General features: G+C 67.9%; 18 protein-coding genes. 11 read left to right on the top strand and 7 right to left on the bottom strand.

Features of this window, described 5'->3' with window-relative positions; all coding sequences use genetic code 11:
* Nucleotides 1-7: 7 nt before the first annotated feature.
* Entirely contained in the window at nucleotides 8-1,039 is a 1,032-nt protein-coding gene (locus BDK89_RS16875; RefSeq protein WP_133870064.1) for an alpha/beta hydrolase, read from the top strand.
* A gap of 117 nt (nucleotides 1,040-1,156) precedes the next feature.
* Here the strand turns inward: BDK89_RS16875 and BDK89_RS16870 are convergent, their stop codons facing one another.
* Both BDK89_RS16870 and BDK89_RS16865 read right to left on the bottom strand, forming a co-directional pair.
* The gene (locus BDK89_RS16870; RefSeq protein ID WP_208294107.1) at nucleotides 1,157-2,197 is read right to left on the bottom strand and encodes a VOC family protein; all 1,041 of its coding nucleotides are present in this window, start codon (nucleotides 2,195-2,197) and stop codon (nucleotides 1,157-1,159) included.
* Nucleotides 2,194-2,742 (bottom strand): RNA polymerase sigma factor, encoded by a 549-nt coding sequence (locus BDK89_RS16865; protein WP_133870063.1) that lies wholly within the window; start codon nucleotides 2,740-2,742, stop codon nucleotides 2,194-2,196. Before BDK89_RS16865 ends, BDK89_RS16870 begins: the two co-directional genes overlap by 4 nt.
* 215 nt (nucleotides 2,743-2,957) lie before the next feature.
* Here BDK89_RS16865 and groES point away from each other — a divergent pair, with 215 nt between their 5' ends.
* From groES to BDK89_RS16850, 3 genes are all read left to right on the top strand, one after another.
* On the top strand, nucleotides 2,958-3,248 hold the full coding sequence (groES, locus tag BDK89_RS16860) for a co-chaperone GroES (RefSeq protein ID WP_133870062.1): 291 nt from the start codon (nucleotides 2,958-2,960) through the stop codon (nucleotides 3,246-3,248).
* A gap of 57 nt (nucleotides 3,249-3,305) precedes the next feature.
* Nucleotides 3,306-4,943, top strand: a complete 1,638-nt coding sequence (gene groL, locus BDK89_RS16855; protein WP_133870061.1) for a chaperonin GroEL — start codon at nucleotides 3,306-3,308, stop codon at nucleotides 4,941-4,943.
* Between the two features lie 108 nt (nucleotides 4,944-5,051).
* Nucleotides 5,052-5,519, top strand: a complete 468-nt coding sequence (locus BDK89_RS16850; protein ID WP_133870060.1) for a hypothetical protein — start codon at nucleotides 5,052-5,054, stop codon at nucleotides 5,517-5,519.
* 240 nt (nucleotides 5,520-5,759) lie between these two features.
* Here the strand turns inward: BDK89_RS16850 and BDK89_RS16845 are convergent, their stop codons facing one another.
* From BDK89_RS16845 to BDK89_RS16830, 4 genes are all read right to left on the bottom strand, one after another.
* Nucleotides 5,760-7,055 (bottom strand): HNH endonuclease signature motif containing protein, encoded by a 1,296-nt coding sequence (locus tag BDK89_RS16845; protein WP_166657647.1) that lies wholly within the window; start codon nucleotides 7,053-7,055, stop codon nucleotides 5,760-5,762.
* A gap of 114 nt (nucleotides 7,056-7,169) precedes the next feature.
* On the bottom strand, nucleotides 7,170-7,910 hold the full coding sequence (locus tag BDK89_RS16840) for an NAD-dependent epimerase/dehydratase family protein (RefSeq protein ID WP_341785684.1): 741 nt from the start codon (nucleotides 7,908-7,910) through the stop codon (nucleotides 7,170-7,172).
* Nucleotides 7,911-7,970: 60 nt separating this feature from the next.
* Complete coding sequence (locus BDK89_RS16835; RefSeq protein WP_208294105.1) at nucleotides 7,971-9,344, bottom strand: MFS transporter; 1,374 nt, start codon at nucleotides 9,342-9,344, stop codon at nucleotides 7,971-7,973.
* The gene (locus BDK89_RS16830; RefSeq protein WP_133870057.1) at nucleotides 9,344-9,940 is read right to left on the bottom strand and encodes an ArsR/SmtB family transcription factor; all 597 of its coding nucleotides are present in this window, start codon (nucleotides 9,938-9,940) and stop codon (nucleotides 9,344-9,346) included. The genes BDK89_RS16835 and BDK89_RS16830 overlap by 1 nt, the downstream gene beginning before the upstream one ends.
* A gap of 81 nt (nucleotides 9,941-10,021) precedes the next feature.
* Here BDK89_RS16830 and BDK89_RS21865 point away from each other — a divergent pair, with 81 nt between their 5' ends.
* The 7 genes from BDK89_RS21865 (at nucleotide 10,022) to BDK89_RS16800 (ending at nucleotide 17,533) form a co-directional block, all read left to right on the top strand.
* Nucleotides 10,022-10,189 carry a hypothetical protein gene (locus BDK89_RS21865; protein WP_166657646.1) on the top strand — a complete coding sequence of 56 codons (168 nt, stop codon included), beginning with the start codon at nucleotides 10,022-10,024 and terminating at the stop codon, nucleotides 10,187-10,189.
* Nucleotide 10,190: 1 nt separating this feature from the next.
* Nucleotides 10,191-10,856, top strand: coding sequence for an NUDIX hydrolase (locus BDK89_RS16825; protein WP_133870056.1), 666 nt, complete (start codon nucleotides 10,191-10,193; stop codon nucleotides 10,854-10,856).
* Nucleotides 10,857-10,918: 62 nt separating this feature from the next.
* Nucleotides 10,919-12,067, top strand: a complete 1,149-nt coding sequence (locus tag BDK89_RS16820) for an IS30 family transposase (RefSeq protein ID WP_279586797.1) — start codon at nucleotides 10,919-10,921, stop codon at nucleotides 12,065-12,067.
* Nucleotides 12,068-12,233: 166 nt separating this feature from the next.
* Nucleotides 12,234-12,446: a 50S ribosomal protein L31 gene (gene rpmE, locus BDK89_RS16815; RefSeq protein ID WP_133870054.1), complete on the top strand. Its 213-nt coding sequence runs from the start codon at nucleotides 12,234-12,236 to the stop codon at nucleotides 12,444-12,446.
* A 187-nt stretch (nucleotides 12,447-12,633) separates the two neighbouring features.
* Nucleotides 12,634-13,998 (top strand): DUF1800 domain-containing protein, encoded by a 1,365-nt coding sequence (locus tag BDK89_RS16810; RefSeq protein WP_133870053.1) that lies wholly within the window; start codon nucleotides 12,634-12,636, stop codon nucleotides 13,996-13,998.
* 3 nt (nucleotides 13,999-14,001) lie between these two features.
* Nucleotides 14,002-16,512 (top strand): DUF1501 domain-containing protein, encoded by a 2,511-nt coding sequence (locus BDK89_RS16805; RefSeq protein WP_133870052.1) that lies wholly within the window; start codon nucleotides 14,002-14,004, stop codon nucleotides 16,510-16,512.
* Between the two features lie 46 nt (nucleotides 16,513-16,558).
* A complete protein-coding gene (locus BDK89_RS16800) occupies nucleotides 16,559-17,533 on the top strand; it encodes a hypothetical protein (protein ID WP_133870051.1) in 975 nt (324 codons plus the stop codon).
* A 108-nt stretch (nucleotides 17,534-17,641) separates the two neighbouring features.
* Here the strand turns inward: BDK89_RS16800 and BDK89_RS16795 are convergent, their stop codons facing one another.
* Nucleotides 17,642-18,112 (bottom strand): Hsp20/alpha crystallin family protein, encoded by a 471-nt coding sequence (locus tag BDK89_RS16795; protein WP_133870050.1) that lies wholly within the window; start codon nucleotides 18,110-18,112, stop codon nucleotides 17,642-17,644.
* Nucleotides 18,113-18,174: the final 62 nt, after the last annotated feature.

Genomic DNA, 18,174 nt, shown 5'->3' with positions numbered 1-18,174 from the left:
ACGATTCATGCCCACCATCAAGAGCGATCCGCGCATCGATCCGCGCATCAAGGCGATCCTCGGCGACCTGCCGAGCGTCCCCCAAGGCGACATCGAGAGCCGTGAGGCGCTGATCGCCGAGGCGACGACGCCCGAAGCGCTCGCCGCCGAGCAGATGATGGCGGGGATGTTCGAGTTGTTCGACAACGAGGACGTCGCCCCGTCGTCTGGGCTCGACATCTCGTCGCGCGACATCGAGTCGCAGCCCGACGGCAACACGATCAAGTTGCAGGTCATCCGTCCGCACTCCGACGATCCGCTGCCGTGCGTCTACTACATCCACGGTGGCGGCATGCAGACGCTGTCGGCGTTCAACGGGATGTATCGCACGTGGGGTCGATTGATCGCGAACCAGGGCGTCTGCGTCGTCATGGTCGAGTTCCGCAATGCACTCCGTCCGTCGGCGGTCGAGGAGATCGCGCCGTTCCCGGCCGGTTTGAACGACTGCGTGTCGGGGCTGAAGTGGGTGCACGCGAACGCCGCAGAGATCGGCGTCGATCCCGATCACATCGTCGTCGCCGGTGAGAGCGGCGGTGGCAACCTGACGATCGCGACCGGCCTGAAGCTGCTGCGCGACGGTGACATCGGGCTCGTGCGTGGCCTCTATCCGCTGTGCCCCTACATCGCCGGCGCCTGGCCGCAGGGTCGCTTCCCGTCGTCGACCGAGAACGAGGGGATCCTGCTCAACCTGCACCACAACCGTGGGGCGATGGCGTACGGCATCGAGGAGTTCGAGGACGGCAACCCGCTCGCCTGGCCGTCGTTCGCGACCGAGGACGACGTGCGCGGGCTGCCGTCGACCGTCATCCACGTGAACGAGTGCGACCCGCTGCGTGACGAGGGCATCGAGTTCTACCGGCTGCTGCTGCGCGCCGGCGTGCAGACCCGCTGCGACAACCAGCTCGGCACCACGCACGCCGCCGAGATCATGGCGATCGCCTGCCCCGACCTGAGCACCGACCTCGCCCTCAGCATCGCCAACTTCGCCCGCACGACCTGACGCGCCGACACGACGAACGGGGTCGGATACGTTTCGTCGGACAGTCGGAAGGCTCGCAGCCCTTCGAGCGACGAAACGTATCCGACCCCATTCGTTGCTGCATCCTGTCGTCGAGCGTCACTCGCCGGCGTAGGAGCCGATGCTGAAGATGTTGCCTTCGGGGTCGCGGATCGAGAAGACCATGGTGTCGGGGGCGTACTCGGGCACCCGGGGTGGGTCGACGACCTCGACGTCGGCGTCCTGGCAGCGTCGCCACACCGCCTCGGGGTCGGCGGTCACGATGTACAGCGACTCGCTCCCGGTCGGGCGCCGGGAGTACGGGTTGCCCGGCCGGTTCGCGGTCGACGCCTGCAGGATCCCGCCCTCGGGCCAACGGAGCTGGCTGTGCTCGATCACCGTCGGATCGTCCTCGTTCGGCACGACGATCTGCTCCTCGAATCCGAGCACGTCGGTGAGGAACCGGATGCCGGCCGGTGCGTCGGCGTAGGGCATCGCCGCCCAGATCTGGCCGGTCGGGCGTGACGCCGGCGCCGTCACCGTGAAGCCGTCGTCGGCAGCCCGTTCGCGATAGGTCGCGACGTCGACATCCTCGATCGTCTGCGACAGCATCCAGCGGTGGCCGAACGGATCGACGAGGGTGCCGTGACGTGATCCGTGCGGTTGATCGGCGGGTTCCATCACTGCGGTGGCGCCGGCGGCGACGGCGCGGGTGAACACGTCGTCGACGTCGGTCACGGTGAGGTGGAGTGCGACGGGCGTGCCGTCCAGGGTGCGCGGTGACACGACGCCCATCTCCGGATACTCGTCCGACAGGTAGAACGAGGTGCCGCCGATCACGAACTCGGCGTGGCCGAGCCGGCCGTCGTCGCCCTCCACGCGCATCACCTCGGATGCGCCGAAGGCGTCGGCGTAGAAGCGCAGGGCTGCGGCGCCGTCGTGGGCGCAGAGGTACGGCACGACGGTCGCCGTCGTGATGGATGTCTCGGTGGTGCTCATGGTGGGCTTCCTCTCCGGCAGATCGATGAGTGGCGAGTCGTCGTCGTGATCGAGATCGAGGGCGGTGACGAGACGGGCACGGAGTCGGGTGACGAACCCGACGTCCGGGGTGGGCGCGCCGCCGTCGGGTACGGCGAGGGTGTCGAACGGGTCGTTGCTCATGGCGTCATCCCTCCGGCCGGTCGGGATTCGTAGGCGGTCCGGAACGCGGCCCGGGCTCGGACCAGCAGCACCTCGGTCGCCTTCTCGGTGCGACCGAGGAGGGCGGCGACCTCCCGCACCGGTAGGCCGTCGACGTAGCGAAGGGTGAGCGCACCGCGATGGTGCGGACCCAACTCGGCCAACACGTCGTGGGCGGTGATGCGGTCGAGTTCGACGTCCCACACGTCGGACGTGTCGTCGGGTTGGGCGTCGACGGCGACGAGGAGACGCTGCTCGCGTTCGCGTCGACGCCAGTGATCGGCGAGCTTGTGGCGGGCGATCCCGATCAGCCAGGCGACGCTGAGATCGGGCGGTGGCCGTCGGACGACGGCGTCGGCGGCAGCGAGGAACGTCTCGGAGGTGAGTTCCTCGGCGACGGCCGGCGACTCGCACCGTCGTGCGAGATAGCCGTACACCTCGCCGACGGCGTCGTCGTACAGCTCGACCAGTCGCCGCCGGGCCTCGTGCCCCCGATCGTTCGCCGTCTCGCTCACCACCCCCTCCATCGTCCCAGACCGCCAAACTCCTACACCTTCCGTGACTGCCGCATCGCTCCGGCGACGTAACGGATCCGACACCGTTCCTCCGTTAGCACTCTCGGGTGGCGGTTGCTAACGGCGGCAACATGCGCGTAACATTGGCACTCGGTCGGGGTGAGTGCTAACCGCCCCGGACACCGATCCAAACAACCCCTGTGACACGCCAACGGAGGCCTGCACCCATGAAGCTCAAGCCGCTGGATGACCGCATCGTCGTCAAGCCGAACGAGGCCGAGACCCAGACCGCATCGGGTCTCGTCATCCCCGACACCGCCAAGGAAAAGCCCCAGCAAGGCACCGTGCTCGCCGTCGGCCCCGGCAAGCGCGCCGAGTCGAGCGGTGAGCTGATCCCCGTCGGCATCGAAGAGGGTCAGACCGTTCTGTACTCGAAGTACGGCGGCACCGAGATCACCGTCGACGGCGACGAGCTCCTCGTGCTCAACGCTCGCGACGTGCTCGCGATCGTCGAGTGATCTCCGCACGAACCGAACGAACGAACACGAACGAACTGAACAAGGACTGATTTCACCATGAGCAAGATGCTCCACTTCGACGACGAGGCCCGCCGCTCGCTGGAAGCCGGCGTCAACAAGCTGGCCGACGCCGTGCGCGTCACCCTCGGCCCCAAGGGCCGCAACGTCGTCCTCGACAAGAAGTTCGGCGCCCCGACGATCACCAACGACGGTGTGTCGATCGCCAAGGAGATCGAGCTGGAAGACCCGTTCGAGAACATGGGCGCCCAGCTGGTCAAGGAAGTAGCCACCAAGACCGACGACATCGCCGGTGACGGCACCACCACGGCGACCGTGCTCGCCCAGGCCATGGTGCGCGTCGGCATGAAGAACGTCGCCGCCGGCGCCAACCCGATGGCCGTCAAGAAGGGCATCGAGAAGGCCGTCGCCGCTGCGGTCGACTCGATCACGAGCCAGGCCAAGCCGGTCGACGACAAGAGCGACATCGCCAACGTCGCGACCATCTCGGCCGCCGACAGCTCGATCGGCGAGGTCATCGCCGACGCCATCGACAAGGTCGGCAAGGACGGCGTCGTGACGGTCGAGGAGTCGAACACGTTCGGCACCGAGCTCGAGTTCACCGAGGGCATGCAGTTCGACAAGGGCTACCTCTCGCCGTACTTCGTGACCGACCCCGACCGTCAGGAAGCCGTCCTCGAGGACGCCTACATCCTCCTGAACCAGGGCAAGATCTCGACCGTCCAGGCGATGCTCCCGGTCCTCGAAGCCGTCATGAAGACCGGCAAGCCGCTCGTCATCGTCGCCGAGGACATCGAGGGTGAGGCGCTCGCCACCCTCGTCGTCAACAAGATCCGTGGCACGTTCAACGCCGTGGCCGTCAAGGCCCCCGGCTTCGGCGACCGCCGCAAGGCGATGCTGCAGGACATGGCCGTTCTCACCGGTGGCCAGGTCATCAGCGAAGACGTCGGCCTCAAGCTCGAGAACACCACGCTCGACCTGCTCGGCACCGCCAAGCGCGTCATCGTGAACAAGGACAACACGACGATCGTCGACGGTGGCGGCTCGGCCGACGACGTCGACGGCCGCGTGGCCCAGATCAAGGCCGAGATCGACAACACCGACTCGGACTGGGATCGCGAGAAGCTCCAGGAGCGCCTCGCCAAGCTGGCCGGCGGCGTTGCCGTCATCAAGGTCGGCGCGGCCACCGAGGTCGAGCTCAAGGAGAAGAAGCACCGCATCGAAGACGCGGTCAGCTCGGTCCGTGCGGCCATCGAAGAGGGCGTCGTCGCCGGTGGCGGCACCGCCCTCATCCGTGCACGCAGCTCGGTCCAGTCGGTCGTCGACTCGCTCGAGGGTGACGAGCAGACCGGTGCCAAGCTCGTGTTCGAGTCGCTCGTGGCTCCGGCCCGCAACATCGCGGAGAACGCCGGCCTCGAGGGTTCGGTCATGGTGCGTGCGGTCGAGTCCGAGACCGGCACGACCGGCCTCAACGCGGCCACCGGCGAGATCGAGGATCTCCTCAAGGCCGGCATCATCGACCCGGCGAAGGTGACCCGTGCGGGTCTCCAGAACGCCTCGTCGATCGCTGCCCTGGTGCTCACCACCGAGTGCCTCGTCGCCGACAAGCCCGAGCCTGCCCCGGCGATGCCCGCCGGCGGCATGGATCCCATGGGTGGCATGGGCGGCATGATGTGATGACGCTCTGCTGAGCGTCGTTGCACCGCAACGTCTGACACGGCCCGGGAGCTTCGGCTCCCGGGCCGTTTCGCGTCTCCGACCCCGTGCTGCGGGTAGGTTCGCAGGGTGACCGATCGTGCTCAGCGACCGTTCTGGATCCACCAATTCATCGAATACGTCGTCGGGTTCGCGCTGATCGCATTCGGGTTCCAGGACACCCATCCGGTGGTGCCGGCCGTGGTCGGCGTCGTGGTCGTGATCAACGCCGCCGTCGTGCACGGCCCGTTCGGGGCGTTCCGATTGATCTCTCGCCGGATCCACCGCTGGGTCGACGTGATCGTGATGGCGTTCTTGGTGTTCGCCGCCGTGCAGCCGTGGGTCGAGATGTCGAGCCTCGGGCGGCTCGCACTCATCGGCATCGTCGTCCCGCTGGCCTTCTCGTGGTGGTACACCGACTGGGGCACCCGGGCCGAGCGCAAGCAGCGTCGTGCCGCACAGGGCAGTCAGCGGAGCGAGGACATCGGGACGACGGCCGGCCGCAAGGCCGCCGAGTACTACAAGGCGGGCAAGAAGATGATCGACCGAGACGACTGACCCGGCTCGAGCAGCGTGCCGAGCTCGCCACTCCACGTCGCTGATTCGGTCGCGTGCTCGCTGCAGGCCATCAGGCCGCCGGACACGCTCGGACGTGTGTCGAACCTGCCGCTCCACGTCCTGACGCGGGTGGGCTTCCAGCCGAGTTCGGAGTTCTTCAGCACGCGCCGCCGCCCGGCCACGGGCCGGGGCTGGTCGATCGGTTCTCGAGTCGATGAACTCGGGGTCGGGCGGCGTGCGTCACGCTGCGGGTTGTCGCTCCCTGACCCGTTCCGGGTCGTCGACCGTTCGAGACCGTCGCCGGCGCTGTGGCGGCACATCCGGTTCACTCACGGTGAAGATCTGGCCGTCGGGTTGACGGATCGTGAGTGTCCGATCCGGAGCGAGTTCGAGGGCCCAGCCGCCTTCGTGGACCACATGATGGTGCCGTGAGCAGAGCGGGATCATGTTGTCGAGATCGGTTGGTCCGCCTTGTTCCCACGGGACGATGTGGTGCATCTCGCACCGATCGAACGGAACGTCACAGCCGGCGAACCCGCAGGTGCGGTACATGGCCCGTAGCGCCCTGCGTTGGGCACGGTTCGCGTGGCGTGCGGTGCGCCCCGCCGAGATTGGCACACCGTGTTCGTCGACGAACACGACCGTGACTCGTGCGTTGCACATCGTGCGCTGCACCGTCGCCGGCGCCACACCACAACCGTCGGCGGTCTCACACACCGACTCATCACCAAGATCACCGGAGGCGACCGTGTCAGCATCCGCGATCAACGTCACATCACCGGTTCCAGGGTGCAGATGCTGGTTCCCGGCTGCGACGAGATCACCGAGTGCTTCGGCAGCCAACCGGTTCCGATCCACACTGCGGCCCCGACATTCCGCATCGCCCGCCGCTGCGCCCTCCGCGATCAGGGTGCCGACATGACGATCGACCGGACCGAACACCTTCGAGGCGAGTTCGGGGTGGAACGCGAATCGTCCCTCCACCATCCCCGTCGCCGCGTTCGTCTTGCGCGACAGAAACGTCTCCTTGCGCTGCCTCGTCGCACGCTCGATGCCGTTGTCGCGCTCGATCACCCGAGCCAGATCACGTACCGATCGACCGAACTCCTCCGGCGACAAACGCCTCGCATCATCCAACAGATCGTCTTCACGGTCGAACAGCTGATCCTTCACGTCATCGTCGAGCTTCGCCGTGGCGTTCGCCAACGCATCGACATGCTCGGCACCGATCTCACCCGCACCCAACGCATCTTCGAACGACGGCGCCTCGTCCAACGTCTTCGACCGACGCTCCTTGCGCTTCCCCTCCGCGGACGACACCCCACCTGTCCGAGCATGGACATCGGCAGCCGGTGCTGCGCCTTGCTGTTCGTGCAACTCGATCATCCGACGCGTCACACCCGCCTCCACCTGATCGATGAACCCCCGCAGGCGACGCGTCGCGCCCAGCACCGTGGCGCACTCGGTCGGGTCGGCCGCAGCGACATCGACGGCGAAGATCGCGGTCAACTCGGCTGCGGGGTCGGGAGAACTCATACACCCCATCATGACGAAGGGGTGTGACAGGGTTTCCTGATCCCAGGCCTTCCCGACGAAGAAATCCCAGAAATTCCTCGACCGCCGCGCCGCCGTGTGTCTGCGACGGAACGGTCACCGCACGTCCGGCCAACCGTGTTGAGGGCGCCAGCCGAGCGTCTGACGAGCGACCGTCGAGTCGAAGTCGCCCGGTCCGCAGAGCAACATGCGTACGTGTCCATCGAGGTGCGTCGCAAGGGCGAGCTGCGTCGCGGACACGACGTCGTCGAGGTGGACGAACGCGCCGTATTCCAGGTCGGCCGGCGAAGAGCGGGCCGATGCGGCGTCGTCGAGGATCATGACCGGCCGCAAGACCACCGTGGGCACGGCAGTTCGCCTCGTCCAGATCTCGCACATCTCCTCAGCGAGACGTTTCGACATGCCGTAGGGACGTGCGACCCGAAGCGGATGGTGGTCGTCGATGGGGAGTGAGTCGGGGACGCCTTCGCCTTCGGCGCATCCGAACACCTGGCCCGATGAGAAGTACACGACCTTTCGAACGCCATGTTCCTCGGCCGCGGACAACACGTGCCAGGTTCCGAGCACGTTCGTTGCCATGATCTCGTCGGGTGTCCCCGCCGAGTCGTGGGCGATCGCAGCTGCGTGCACGATCGCGTCGCACCCGTCGGCGGCATCGCTGACCTGGGTCGCGTCTCGAACGTCGTGTCCGTCTGCCACGTCGAAGCGGACCACGGACCAGCCAGCGGCCTCGAGCCGTCGTGCGACAGCGCCGCCGACTTGGCCCGACGAACCTGTCACGAGCACCCTCGGCATCGCTCCATCTTGCTGCAGGACGGCAGCGAGCGTTCGTTGCACTCGTCGCGCGCCGCATGCAGATGCTCGAGAGTGGCATCGCCGACCGGCAGCGACCGACGGTCAGGTGAGCGCGGCCTGCCGGGCGGCTTCGAGTTTCTCGGTCGTCAGCTTGCGGCGGCCGAAGAGGTAGAGCACGAGGTAGACGGCGGCCTCGGCGAGCCACGTCGACCGCAACGCCCACTCGCGGCCGACGCTCGGCTCGAGCGCCCACACGAGCACACCGCCCACGGCGGCCCCGATCGGGATCATCCCCCAGGCGAAGAACCGGTAGACGCTGTTGACGCGGCCCAGCAGTCGTGGCGGGATGATCGTCTGGCGCAGGCTGACCGTGATCACGTTCCAGAGGATCCCGAGCAACGCCACCAAGCCCATCCCGACCATGACGACGGGCCAGTACGGCAGGAAGAAGACGATGGTCGACACCACCGCCGTGCCGACCAGGGTCAACGCCAGACAGGTGCCGCTGCCGAGGCGCTTCGAGATGATCGAGGCGATGTTGCCGCCGACGAACCCGCCGACGGCCATCCCGAAGAACATGACCGTGAACAGGAACGGGCCGATCCCCAGCACGTCCTGTGCGTAGAGGACCATCACCGACCCGGCGATCATCGAGGCGCCGTTCATGAGGCCGAGGATGATCGCCATCGGCCTGAGCAACGAGTGTCCCATCAGCCAGCGCACGCCCTCGCTCAGCTCCTGGCGGAACGACTGCGGCTGTTCGTCGGGCTCGCGCTCGGCCCGGAACGAGCCCGGGATGAGGAACACGAGCGCGGCGGCGACGAAGAACGTGGCGGCGTCGACGAAGAACGGCAGCGAGAACGCGACGAGCAGCATCAGCGAGCCGAGCGGGGGACCGACGAACAGGTTCATGATCCCCTCGACGCTCCAGACCCGTCCGTTGGCCTTCTCGAGCTGATCGGCTCGGACGATGTTCGGCATGATCGTCTGGTTCGCGTTGTCGCGGAGGACTTCGGCCATGCCGAGCAGCAGGGTCGCGGCGACCACCGTCAGGTACAGGCCGGTGTTGGTGCCCGTCACCATCTCGAGCTCGTCGGGTGCGGGCAGCGCGTCCTGTTCGCCGAGCACGGCGAACGCGACCAGGAGGGTCAGGGCGCCGCGCATCACGTCCATCGAGATCATCGCCTTGCGACGATCGACCCGGTCGGTGATCACGCCGGCCGGCAGGGTGAACAGCAGCCACGGCAACCGCTGGGCGACGGCGACGAACGCCACGAGGATCGGGTTCCGGGTGACCGCCGATGCGAGCCACGGGTAGGCGATCGTGCCGATGCCGTCGCCCATGTTCGAGACGACGGTGCCGGTGAACAGCTTGTAGTAGCTGGCCCCCAGCTTCTTCGACGGGGTCTCGACAGGCTGCGCCTCGTCCGGCATCTCGTCGTCGGGCGAGGCCGGCGCGTTCGGGGTGGTCGTCATCAGGAGCGTCCGATCGGTCGGTTGGTGGGGAACAGGGCGATGTACAGGCCGAACTCGACGTCGCCGTCGCGTGGCTCCTCGACGAACTCGAGCGACAGCTCGTGCAGGCGTCGCGTGTACTCGGCGACCCGGTCGTGGGGGATCCGGGCGTGCCGGTACGTCGCCGTACCCCACCCCTCGTCGTCGGCCTTGCCGGCGGCGGCGATCTCTCGGAGTCGGTCGCCGTCGACCTCGGCGACGACGTCGCGGATGAATCCCAGTTCGCCCGGGGTGCCTTCGATCATGAACGTGAGGGCGGTGCGCCCGTAGAAGCGCTCTTCGACCGCTCGCACCTGTCGGGTGCGGACGATCTGGAGCAGCCCGGCATCGACGAGGACGTCGACGTGGTAGGCGACCGAACCCTTGGGGCGGCCGACCCGTTCTGCGATCTCGGTCACCGACATGGCCCGCTCGAGTACCAGGTCGCAGATCAGGAGCCGGAGCGGGTCGCCGAGCGCCTTGAGCTGTTGCGGCTCGTCGAGGTCGAGCATCTCGTCGAGCTCGTAGTCGCGGCGGACGCCGGTGCGAGCATCGACCGATTGGGGAACGTCCGACATTTCTCGAACGATAGGGAAATGCCGGACGAAACGCAAACGGAGGCACACGATCGGCGGACCCTCGCTCGTAGGCTGGTCCCCATGTCGTTCGAGCGCCCTGCCCCCGACCTCCAGAAGCTCCGTGATGCCTGGGAAGAGTTCGAGCAAGGCGAACAGCTGCCCGGCAAGGTGCTCGCGAACCTCAAGACCGCTGGTCTGCCCGAGGTCCTCGACGAGCTGATCGCCTCGGGCTGGACGCCCGCCGGCTGACGTGACGCTGCCCGGGTACCGGGCCGGGGGCGAGCAGATCGTTCCCCGCCCCGCCGACTGGGAGTACGGGCCCGCCCCGCGGTGGGAACCCGGCGCGACGACCACGCTCGACCGCGTGCTGTCGGTCGTGCCCGAGGTCGACGAGCCGCTCCTGCCGGCGTTCGCCGGGGCGAAGCATTCCGCCGTTCTGGTCACCCTGGCCGACGGTGCCGAGGGGCCCGAAGTGCTGCTCACCCGCCGATCGTGGGAGATGCGGAACCACCGTGGCGAGATCTCCTTCCCCGGCGGTCGGATCGATCCTGGCGAGACGCCCACCCAAGCCGCCCTCCGTGAAGCCCACGAAGAAGTCGGGCTCGAACCGGCGGGGGTGGCGGTCCGGGGCGAGCTGTCGCACCTCAACACCGTCGCCAGCCGCAGCTACATCGTCCCGAAGGTCGCCACCATCGATCTCCCCGCCCGACCGGAACTCACCGGTCAGACGATGGAGGTCGACCGAGTGCTGTGGGTCCCGCTCGCCGAGCTGACCCGACCCGACACGTACCACAGCGAACGCTGGAAGCTGGGCCCGACCGACCACGTCCTGCACTTCTTCCAGCTCGACGACGAGACCATCTGGGGTGCCACCGCCCGCATGCTCGTCGACCTCCTCGACCGAACCCTCACCTGAACAGAAGGGGTCAGGCTGGGTTCCGAGGGTCGTTGCAACACCTTGATCTTTTGGAGGTGTTCATGCCGAGGCAGCGTGTTGCTGATGAGGTTCGTTGTTGGGTGTGGTTGTTGGTGGCCGATGGTCACACACAAGCTGGGGTGGCTCGACGGTTCGGGTTGTCTTCGACAACGGTGCGTCGGATTGCTCATGATCCCGAGGTGGAGAAACAGGTTCGTGACACATCAGTGAGCCGGTTGACGTTGACCGGCCGGGAAGAGATCTCTCGTGGGATCGTGGAAGGGGTTTCCAACGCTGAGATCGCGCGTCGGATTGATCGGCATCGTTCAACGGTGGGCCGTGAGATCAACAACAACGGTGGCCGCGACGAGTATCGGGCGGTTGCTGCGCATCTGGCCGCTCAGCAGCGTGCGAAGCGACCGAAGTTGTTCAAGTTCGAGCAGTTCCCGTTGCTGGCGATGGTGGTTGCGTGCTGGCTTGATCTCGAGCAGTGGTCGCCGGAACAGATCAGTGCCAGGCTGGTGCTCGAGTTTCCCGACGACGAGACGATGCGAGTGTCCCCCGAAACGATCTATCGAGCGTTGTATGTGCATGGTCGGGGCGGGCTCCGTAAAGAACTCGCTGCGTGTCTACGTACTCAACGTCAGCATCGCCGGGCCCGCCCGGTCACGGCTCGGAACCGGGACCAGTCCTCGATCCCGGACCTGGTGTCGATCGCGGAACGTCCCGACGACATCGAGGACCGTCTGGTGCCTGGCCATTGGGAAGGCGATCTGATCATGGGTCGCAACAACGGCTCCCAGGTCGGCACGCTCGTGGAGCGCACCACCGGACTCGTGATGCTGTCCAAACTTGGCACCAAACAAGCCGATCACGTCGCGGACGCGATCGCAGCACGTGTCCGAACCCTGCCGGCCGTGCTGCAGGGAACACTCACCTGGGATCGCGGCACCGAAATGGCTGCTCACCGCCGGTTCACGATGGCCACCGACATGAAGGTGTACTTCTGCGACCCGCACGCTCCCTGGCAACGAGGCAGCAACGAAAACATCAACGGGCTGCTACGCCAATACCTACCCAGAGACAGTGACCTGTCCCAGTTCAGCCAAGAACAACTCGACGCGATCGCTCACAAACTCAACAACCGGCCACGCAAACGCCACAGCTTCCTGACACCATTAGAAGTCTTCGACCAACTCGTGTTGCACTGACCACTGGAATCCAGCCAGGCACCTTCTGTTCCGATGTCGGTGGCTTCACGTCCCGGCGCAGCGAACAGAAGGTGCCTGACCCCTTCTGTTCGGTGGGAATGCGCCGGGAGCGCGTCGGGTTTCTCTCCGGTAAGCTCAACCGTCCGATTTCTCAGGAGTTCGCATCATGCAGACCGATATCCACCCCACGTACGCCGACGTCACGGTGAAGTGCTCGTGCGGCAACACCTTCACGACCAAGTCGACCAGCCCCGGCGAGCAGCTGCTCGAGCTGTGCAACGAGTGCCACCCCTTCTACACCGGCAAGCAGAAGCTGGTCGACAGTGGTGGCCGCGTCGAGCGCTTCAACAAGCGCTACGGCCGTCGCGACAAGAAGTGATGCCAGCGGCCCGAGCGCCGCATCCACGTCGAACGAACTGAGCCGACACCGCCCCGGTCCCACCGGGGCGGTGTCGTCGTTTTCGGGGCGATCGCGACAGTCCTCAGGATTGGGTCAAACTGGCCCGAGTGACTCAAGCACGGTCGGGCGGCCGTCGATACACGAAGAGACACGTCGAGAGAACCGTATGGCCGACACCGCCCAGATCGAGCACCTCCTGCGCCGGACCGAGTTCGTGGCGCGCCCCGACCGCGTGGCCCAACTGACGCCGCTGACCCTCGCCCAGGCCGTCGACAACGTCCTCGACGTGCCGGTGAACCCGGGGACGGCGTCTCTGACTGCGTCCGAGAACTGGGAGCGCGGTGTCGAGCTGACCCACTTCTGGCTCGACCGCATGGCGCACGACTCGCCGAAACCGCTCCAGGAGAAGATGGCGTTCTTCTGGCACGGCCACTTCTGCTCCGACCTGACCAAGGCCGGATCGGCCGCCCTGATGCGCGAGCAGATCGACCTGTTCCGCACGGACGGACTCGGCAATCTACGCGACCTCGCCATCGCCATGTCGACCCAGGTCGCAATGCTGCGCTACCTCGACAACAACCAGAACAAGGCGACCTCGCCGAACCAGAACTTCGCCCGCGAGCTGATGGAACTCTTCCTGCTCGGCGTCGGCAACTACACCGAGGCCGACGTCGAGGCGAGTACCGCCGCCTGGACCGGCCACACCGACCAGTGGGACACCGACCAGTACGTCTGGCGGGCCGACTGGCACGACGGCTCGGCGAAGCAGTACCTCGGCCGGACGATCAACCAAGGCGGCGACCCGAAGCTGCACGGGGCGGAGACGATCGAGGTCGTCCTCGGCGCCGGGCAGGTGCCCGTCGGGCCGAACACCGGACGTCAGACCCGTGCGGTCGCAGCAGAGTTCGTCTCGAAGAAGCTGTGGGCCGAGTTCGCCGGAACGCCCATCCCGCCGGCCACGCTGTCGCACCTCCGGGACGTGGCGCTCGCCAACGATTTCGAGATCCGACCCTGGCTCCGAGCGCTGCTGCTGTCCGACGCGTTCTATGCGAGCGACGTGTCGAGCGGGCGAGTGCGAACGCCCGTCGAGTTCGTCGTGGCGTCACTCGTCGCCACGGGCCAGCGGTCGGAGGTCGGTACGCCGCTCTGGCTGATGGAGGGAATGGGGCAGCGCCCGCTGTTCCCACCCAACGTGTCGGGGTGGAAGCACAATGGCTACTGGGTCAACGCGTCTGCCATGGCGAAGCGAACCGAGTCGGCGCGTCGTTCTGCATGGCAGTCGATGCGCGGGTACTGGGACGGTGACGAGCTCATCCACCTCGCCGGCGGGACCATCTCGAAGACCGAGGTCTACGAGACGTATCGGGACCGCCCCGCCGATCTCGTCGATCGATTCCTCGAGCTGATGCACCTGTCCTACTCGTCGGCGAGTCGCGATGCGCTCGTCGCCTATTCAACTGCGTCGGAACGGTGGGAACGAGCCGACCTCCTCGCCCTGATCCTCGTCGCCCCCGATTTCCATCTGGCCTGAACCATGCTCGACCCCGACATCTCCACCGCCGACGCCCTGCGTCACCTGTCGTTCGACGAAGAACCGACCGCCGCGGCGCTCGACCGTCGTCGTTTCCTGCGCCTCGTCGGCATGGGGGTCGGCGCCGGCGTCGTCGCCGGTGGCAGCGGATCGCTGCTCGACCACGCCTTCGGCCACGACCCGAGCGCCTGGGCCGCCGGGCCGATCGGCGCCGACGACGGTGTGCTCGTCATCATCGGCATGTACGGCGGCAACGACGGGCTCAACACCGTCGTTCCGTTCACCGACCCGAACTACGCCGAGATGCACGGTGGCCTGGCGATCCCGGCGAACCAGACACTCCGCCTGAACTCGTCGCAGGGCCTCAACGGGAACCTGCCGACGCTGAAGCGGGCGTGGGACGACGGCCACCTGGCCGTCGTGCAGGGCATCGGCTACGCGAACCCCGACCTGTCGCACTTCAACTCGATGGCGTACTGGATGGCGGGCCGCCCGAATGCGCTCCCGTCGAGCGGGTGGATGGGCCGATGGCTCGACGGCTACCTCGGCGGCACGAACGACCTCTACGCCGCGGCCGAGGTCGGCACGTCGGTGCCGCTCCACCTCGTCGGCAACCACAAGAAGGGCACCGTGGTCGGCGCGTCCCGGCCCGGCTACGGCAGCGCCACCGACGCCCGCTCCGAGCGTCAGTACGCCGCGATCCGTGCGATGGCCGGCGGTGCAGGCGCCGGCTGGCGTGCACCCGTCGGACAGGCCTTCGTCGACCAGCTCGACCTGGCTCGCACCCTGGCCCCCGTCATCCCCGACGAGGACCAGCTCCCCGACGCCGAGATCGTCGCCAAGCTCGAGGTCGCCGCCCGCCTCGTCAACGCCAACCTCGGGTTCCGCGTCGTCACGGCCGGGTGGGGCGACTTCGACAGCCATGCCGGCCAGCCAGGGCAGCACGCCGACCGCATGGCCGAACTCGACGCCGCCATCAGCCGCTTCTTCGCCGTGCTCGATCCGGCATGGGCGAGCCGGGTGACCGTCATGACCTTCTCCGAGTTCGGCCGCACCCCGTGGGACAACGACGGCGCCGGGACCGACCACGGGACCTCGGCGCCGCACTTCGTGATCGGCGCGAACGTGAAGGGCGGCCTGTACGGGCAGCAGCCGTCGCTGGCCAACCTCCGTCGGTGGGACCGGATGGCCCACCACGTCGACTTCCGCTCGTACTACGCCTCGATCCTCGACGGTTGGATGGGCGGCGGCTCGTCGGACGTGCTCGGGGGCAACTTCGAACAGCTGGGGCTGTTCCACGGTCCTCCCGGGTCGACGCCGCCCAACGGCATCGTGCTCGGAGACGGCGGCACCGTCACCCCCAGCCCGTCGCCGACTCCGGTCCCCACCGGGAAGTCGTTCTTCCACCCGGTCTCGCCGGTGCGCATCGTCGATACCCGCGAGGGCATCGGTGCTCCCCGTCAGCCGATCGGACCCGGTCAGCGCATCCGGGTGAAGGTCGCCGGCGCCGCCGGACTCCCGGCCACCGGGTTGACCGCCGTGATCGCCAACGTGACCGCGGTGCGGCCGACGCAGCCGATGCACTTCACGGTGTACCCCGGCCGCGTCGACCGACCGGAGACATCGAACCTCAACGCCGTTCCCGGGCGGCCCGTCCCGAACCTCGTCGCCATGGCGGTCGGCGACGACGGCTACATCGAGATCTACAACTCGAACGGCCAGACCCACTGCCTCGTCGACGTCTTCGGCTACACCGACGGTCGCTCGAACGGCGGGGCGAAGTTCAACCCGACCGCACCGAAGCGCCTGTTCGACTCCCGCAACGGCACCGGCATGCGACGCGGGGCACTCGCCCCGGGCGTGGCCGTCGACGTGCAGGTCGCCGGCAAGGCCGGGGTCCCGAAGACGGGCGCCACGGCCGTCGTCGTGAACGTCACCGCCGTCAACCCCGATCAGCCAGGACACCTCCGGGTCACACCGACCGGGCGCACGCCCGCGACCACGTCGAACGTCAACTTCGCCGCCGGCGACGTCGTCCCGAACCTCGTGATCTGCGAGCTCGGCGACGGCGGCAAGCTCCGCATGGACGCCACCGGTGCCTCGACGCACGTCGTCGGTGACGTCTTCGGCTATTTCGCCGACGGTGGCGAGCGATTGATCACGATGGCGCCCCGACGCCTGCTCGACACCCGCGACGGCACGGGTGCACCGAAGCGACCACTCGGCCCGGGGCGACGCGTCGATCTCCAGGTCGCCGGTCTCAAGGGCGTGCCGGCTGCGGCGACCGCCGTCGTGTTGAACGTCACCGCGACCAAGGTCGCCGGTGCCTCCCACGTGTCGGTGTGGCCTCGCGGCGGTTCCGAGCCCTCGACCTCGAATCTCAACGTGGTCGCCGGGCAGACGATCGCGAACCTGGTCATCTGCCGGGTCGGAGAGCAGCAATCGGTCTCCCTCGCCAATCCGCTCGCCGGCTGCGACCTCGTCGCCGACGTGCTCGGCTACTTCGTGCCCTGACACATCGCGCGCCGCCTGCCGGGCAGCCGCCGATACCGTCGTTGCGGTGAGCGAGGACGATGCCGCCCGGAGGAGCCGACTCAACGGACTGAAGCTGCGCGCCCTGGTGCGTGACCACCTCGGCGTCGACGAGGTGCCGGAGGCGAGCGAGTTCGCCCCGGGTGCCGCGCTCCTCGCCGACGGCGACGCCTGGGTCCTGCTCGACGACCAACCCGGCGGGCGCCTCGGTGCCGCCCTGCTGTGGGCGATGCGCAATGGCGCCAACGGCGTGCACGTGGTGGCAGAGTCGGCCACCGGTCAACTGGCCCGACGCGCGGGAGCGTTCGAGATGCCCGTCGAGGTGTGGCACGCCGACGGCCGCGCCCTGTTGCCGGCGCTCGCCGAGCCGCTGCCCGACGCGCCCGATGTGCCCGCCCATCACGAATCGTTCCGTCAGCTGATCGTCGACGGCGGCGCCGAGCCGTCGGTCGAACACGGTGTTCTCGTCGGCGAGGTGCGCGGTCTCGAGGTCTGTCGCGTGGCCGACGATCCGCACACCGACACCACCCGACTCGAGGTCGGCGTCGGTGCCCACGACCGCGAGGCGTTCCAGATGCTGCACGGCGACGTGCCCGCGGTCGAGTCGCTCGCCCGCATCGTCGACACCGTCGCCCGACACCGCGCCGTCGACGCTCCGCAGCATCCGCTGAACCGCCTCGGTGCCGAGCGTTTCGTGCGATGGCGGATCGTCGACGACCCGTCACTCGTCGGGCTCGAGTCGGTCCACGCCGTGGCGCCGCCGGTGCCGCGGACGAACCTCAAGGACCCGGTGCCGTGCGTGGCGCTCGGCGACGGCCCCGACGGCCCGCAGGTCGTCGTCTGCAGCTCGGGGGTCGATCTCGACCTCGTACCGTTCGCGGCCGACGCGGCGGCGGCCCACGACGGGTCGCTCCTCTTCGTGCTCCCCGAACGTGACCGCGTACGCGCCGTCGACGAACTGGCCGGCGCCCTTCGCCGCCCGACCTCGTTCGCCACCCTCTGAACCCACTGCGCCGACCCGCCCCCGGACGCGCCGATGCCCGGCCGGTGGGCCGGCCGGGCATCGTGATCGCGGCGTCCGGGTGAGGGGAGGGCCGGACGCCCTGGGGGATCAGGACTCGTCGGTCGAGTCGGTCTCGTCGGACGACGACGCCTCGATCGCCTCGGTGTCGCTCGTCTCGATCGCCGGCATCTCGGTCGAGATCTCGATCGACCGGGGAGCGGGGGTGTCGTAGGCGCCGACGGTGACGGTCAGGCGACCGTCGACGTGGCGGGCGCCGACCTTGTCGGGGTCGAGGCGGCCGCCGAGGCGCAGGCTGCGCTTCCACGACAGCTCGTCGGTGGCGACGGCGATCGTGAGGGTCGTGCCCGTGACGTCGACCGAGACGGCCGACGCCGGGACGCCGGGGAGGTCGACGGTGAGGACGTACTCGTCGTCGGTCCAGGATCCGTCGACCACCGGGCCGGATGGCCGACGGTTGTCGAAGAACGAGCTGGTGAGCTGGTCGAACGCTCGGTTGACGCTGGTGTCGAAGGCGGGCGCGGCAAAGGCGGCGGGGCTGGTGCGGTGACGGACGATCATCGTGGTTTCTCCTGTCTGTCGTGATGCGTTGTGTGCGGTGGGTTGGTCGGTTGCGGTTCCTG

The organism is Ilumatobacter fluminis (assembly GCF_004364865.1).
GTDB lineage: Bacteria > Actinomycetota > Acidimicrobiia > Acidimicrobiales > Ilumatobacteraceae > Ilumatobacter > Ilumatobacter fluminis.
The sequence above is the reverse complement of the archived record's forward strand: the minus strand, read 5'-3'. Positions and strand labels throughout refer to the sequence as shown.

Coding starts and splice junctions, on each gene's coding strand:
- groES (WP_133870062.1), top strand. CDS start 2,958: ATGAAGCTCAAGCCGCTGGATGACCGCATCGTCGTCAAGCCGAACGAG.
- BDK89_RS16830 (WP_133870057.1), bottom strand. CDS start 9,940: ATGTCGGACGTTCCCCAATCGGTCGATGCTCGCACCGGCGTCCGCCGC.
- BDK89_RS16835 (WP_208294105.1), bottom strand. CDS start 9,344: ATGACGACCACCCCGAACGCGCCGGCCTCGCCCGACGACGAGATGCCG.
- BDK89_RS16810 (WP_133870053.1), top strand. CDS start 12,634: ATGGCCGACACCGCCCAGATCGAGCACCTCCTGCGCCGGACCGAGTTC.
- BDK89_RS16875 (WP_133870064.1), top strand. CDS start 8: ATGCCCACCATCAAGAGCGATCCGCGCATCGATCCGCGCATCAAGGCG.
- BDK89_RS16795 (WP_133870050.1), bottom strand. CDS start 18,112: ATGATCGTCCGTCACCGCACCAGCCCCGCCGCCTTTGCCGCGCCCGCC.
- rpmE (WP_133870054.1), top strand. CDS start 12,234: ATGCAGACCGATATCCACCCCACGTACGCCGACGTCACGGTGAAGTGC.
- BDK89_RS21865 (WP_166657646.1), top strand. CDS start 10,022: ATGTCGTTCGAGCGCCCTGCCCCCGACCTCCAGAAGCTCCGTGATGCC.
- BDK89_RS16805 (WP_133870052.1), top strand. CDS start 14,002: ATGCTCGACCCCGACATCTCCACCGCCGACGCCCTGCGTCACCTGTCG.
- groL (WP_133870061.1), top strand. CDS start 3,306: ATGAGCAAGATGCTCCACTTCGACGACGAGGCCCGCCGCTCGCTGGAA.
- BDK89_RS16820 (WP_279586797.1), top strand. CDS start 10,919: ATGCCGAGGCAGCGTGTTGCTGATGAGGTTCGTTGTTGGGTGTGGTTG.
- BDK89_RS16865 (WP_133870063.1), bottom strand. CDS start 2,742: ATGGAGGGGGTGGTGAGCGAGACGGCGAACGATCGGGGGCACGAGGCC.
- BDK89_RS16870 (WP_208294107.1), bottom strand. CDS start 2,197: ATGAGCAACGACCCGTTCGACACCCTCGCCGTACCCGACGGCGGCGCG.
- BDK89_RS16845 (WP_166657647.1), bottom strand. CDS start 7,055: ATGAGTTCTCCCGACCCCGCAGCCGAGTTGACCGCGATCTTCGCCGTC.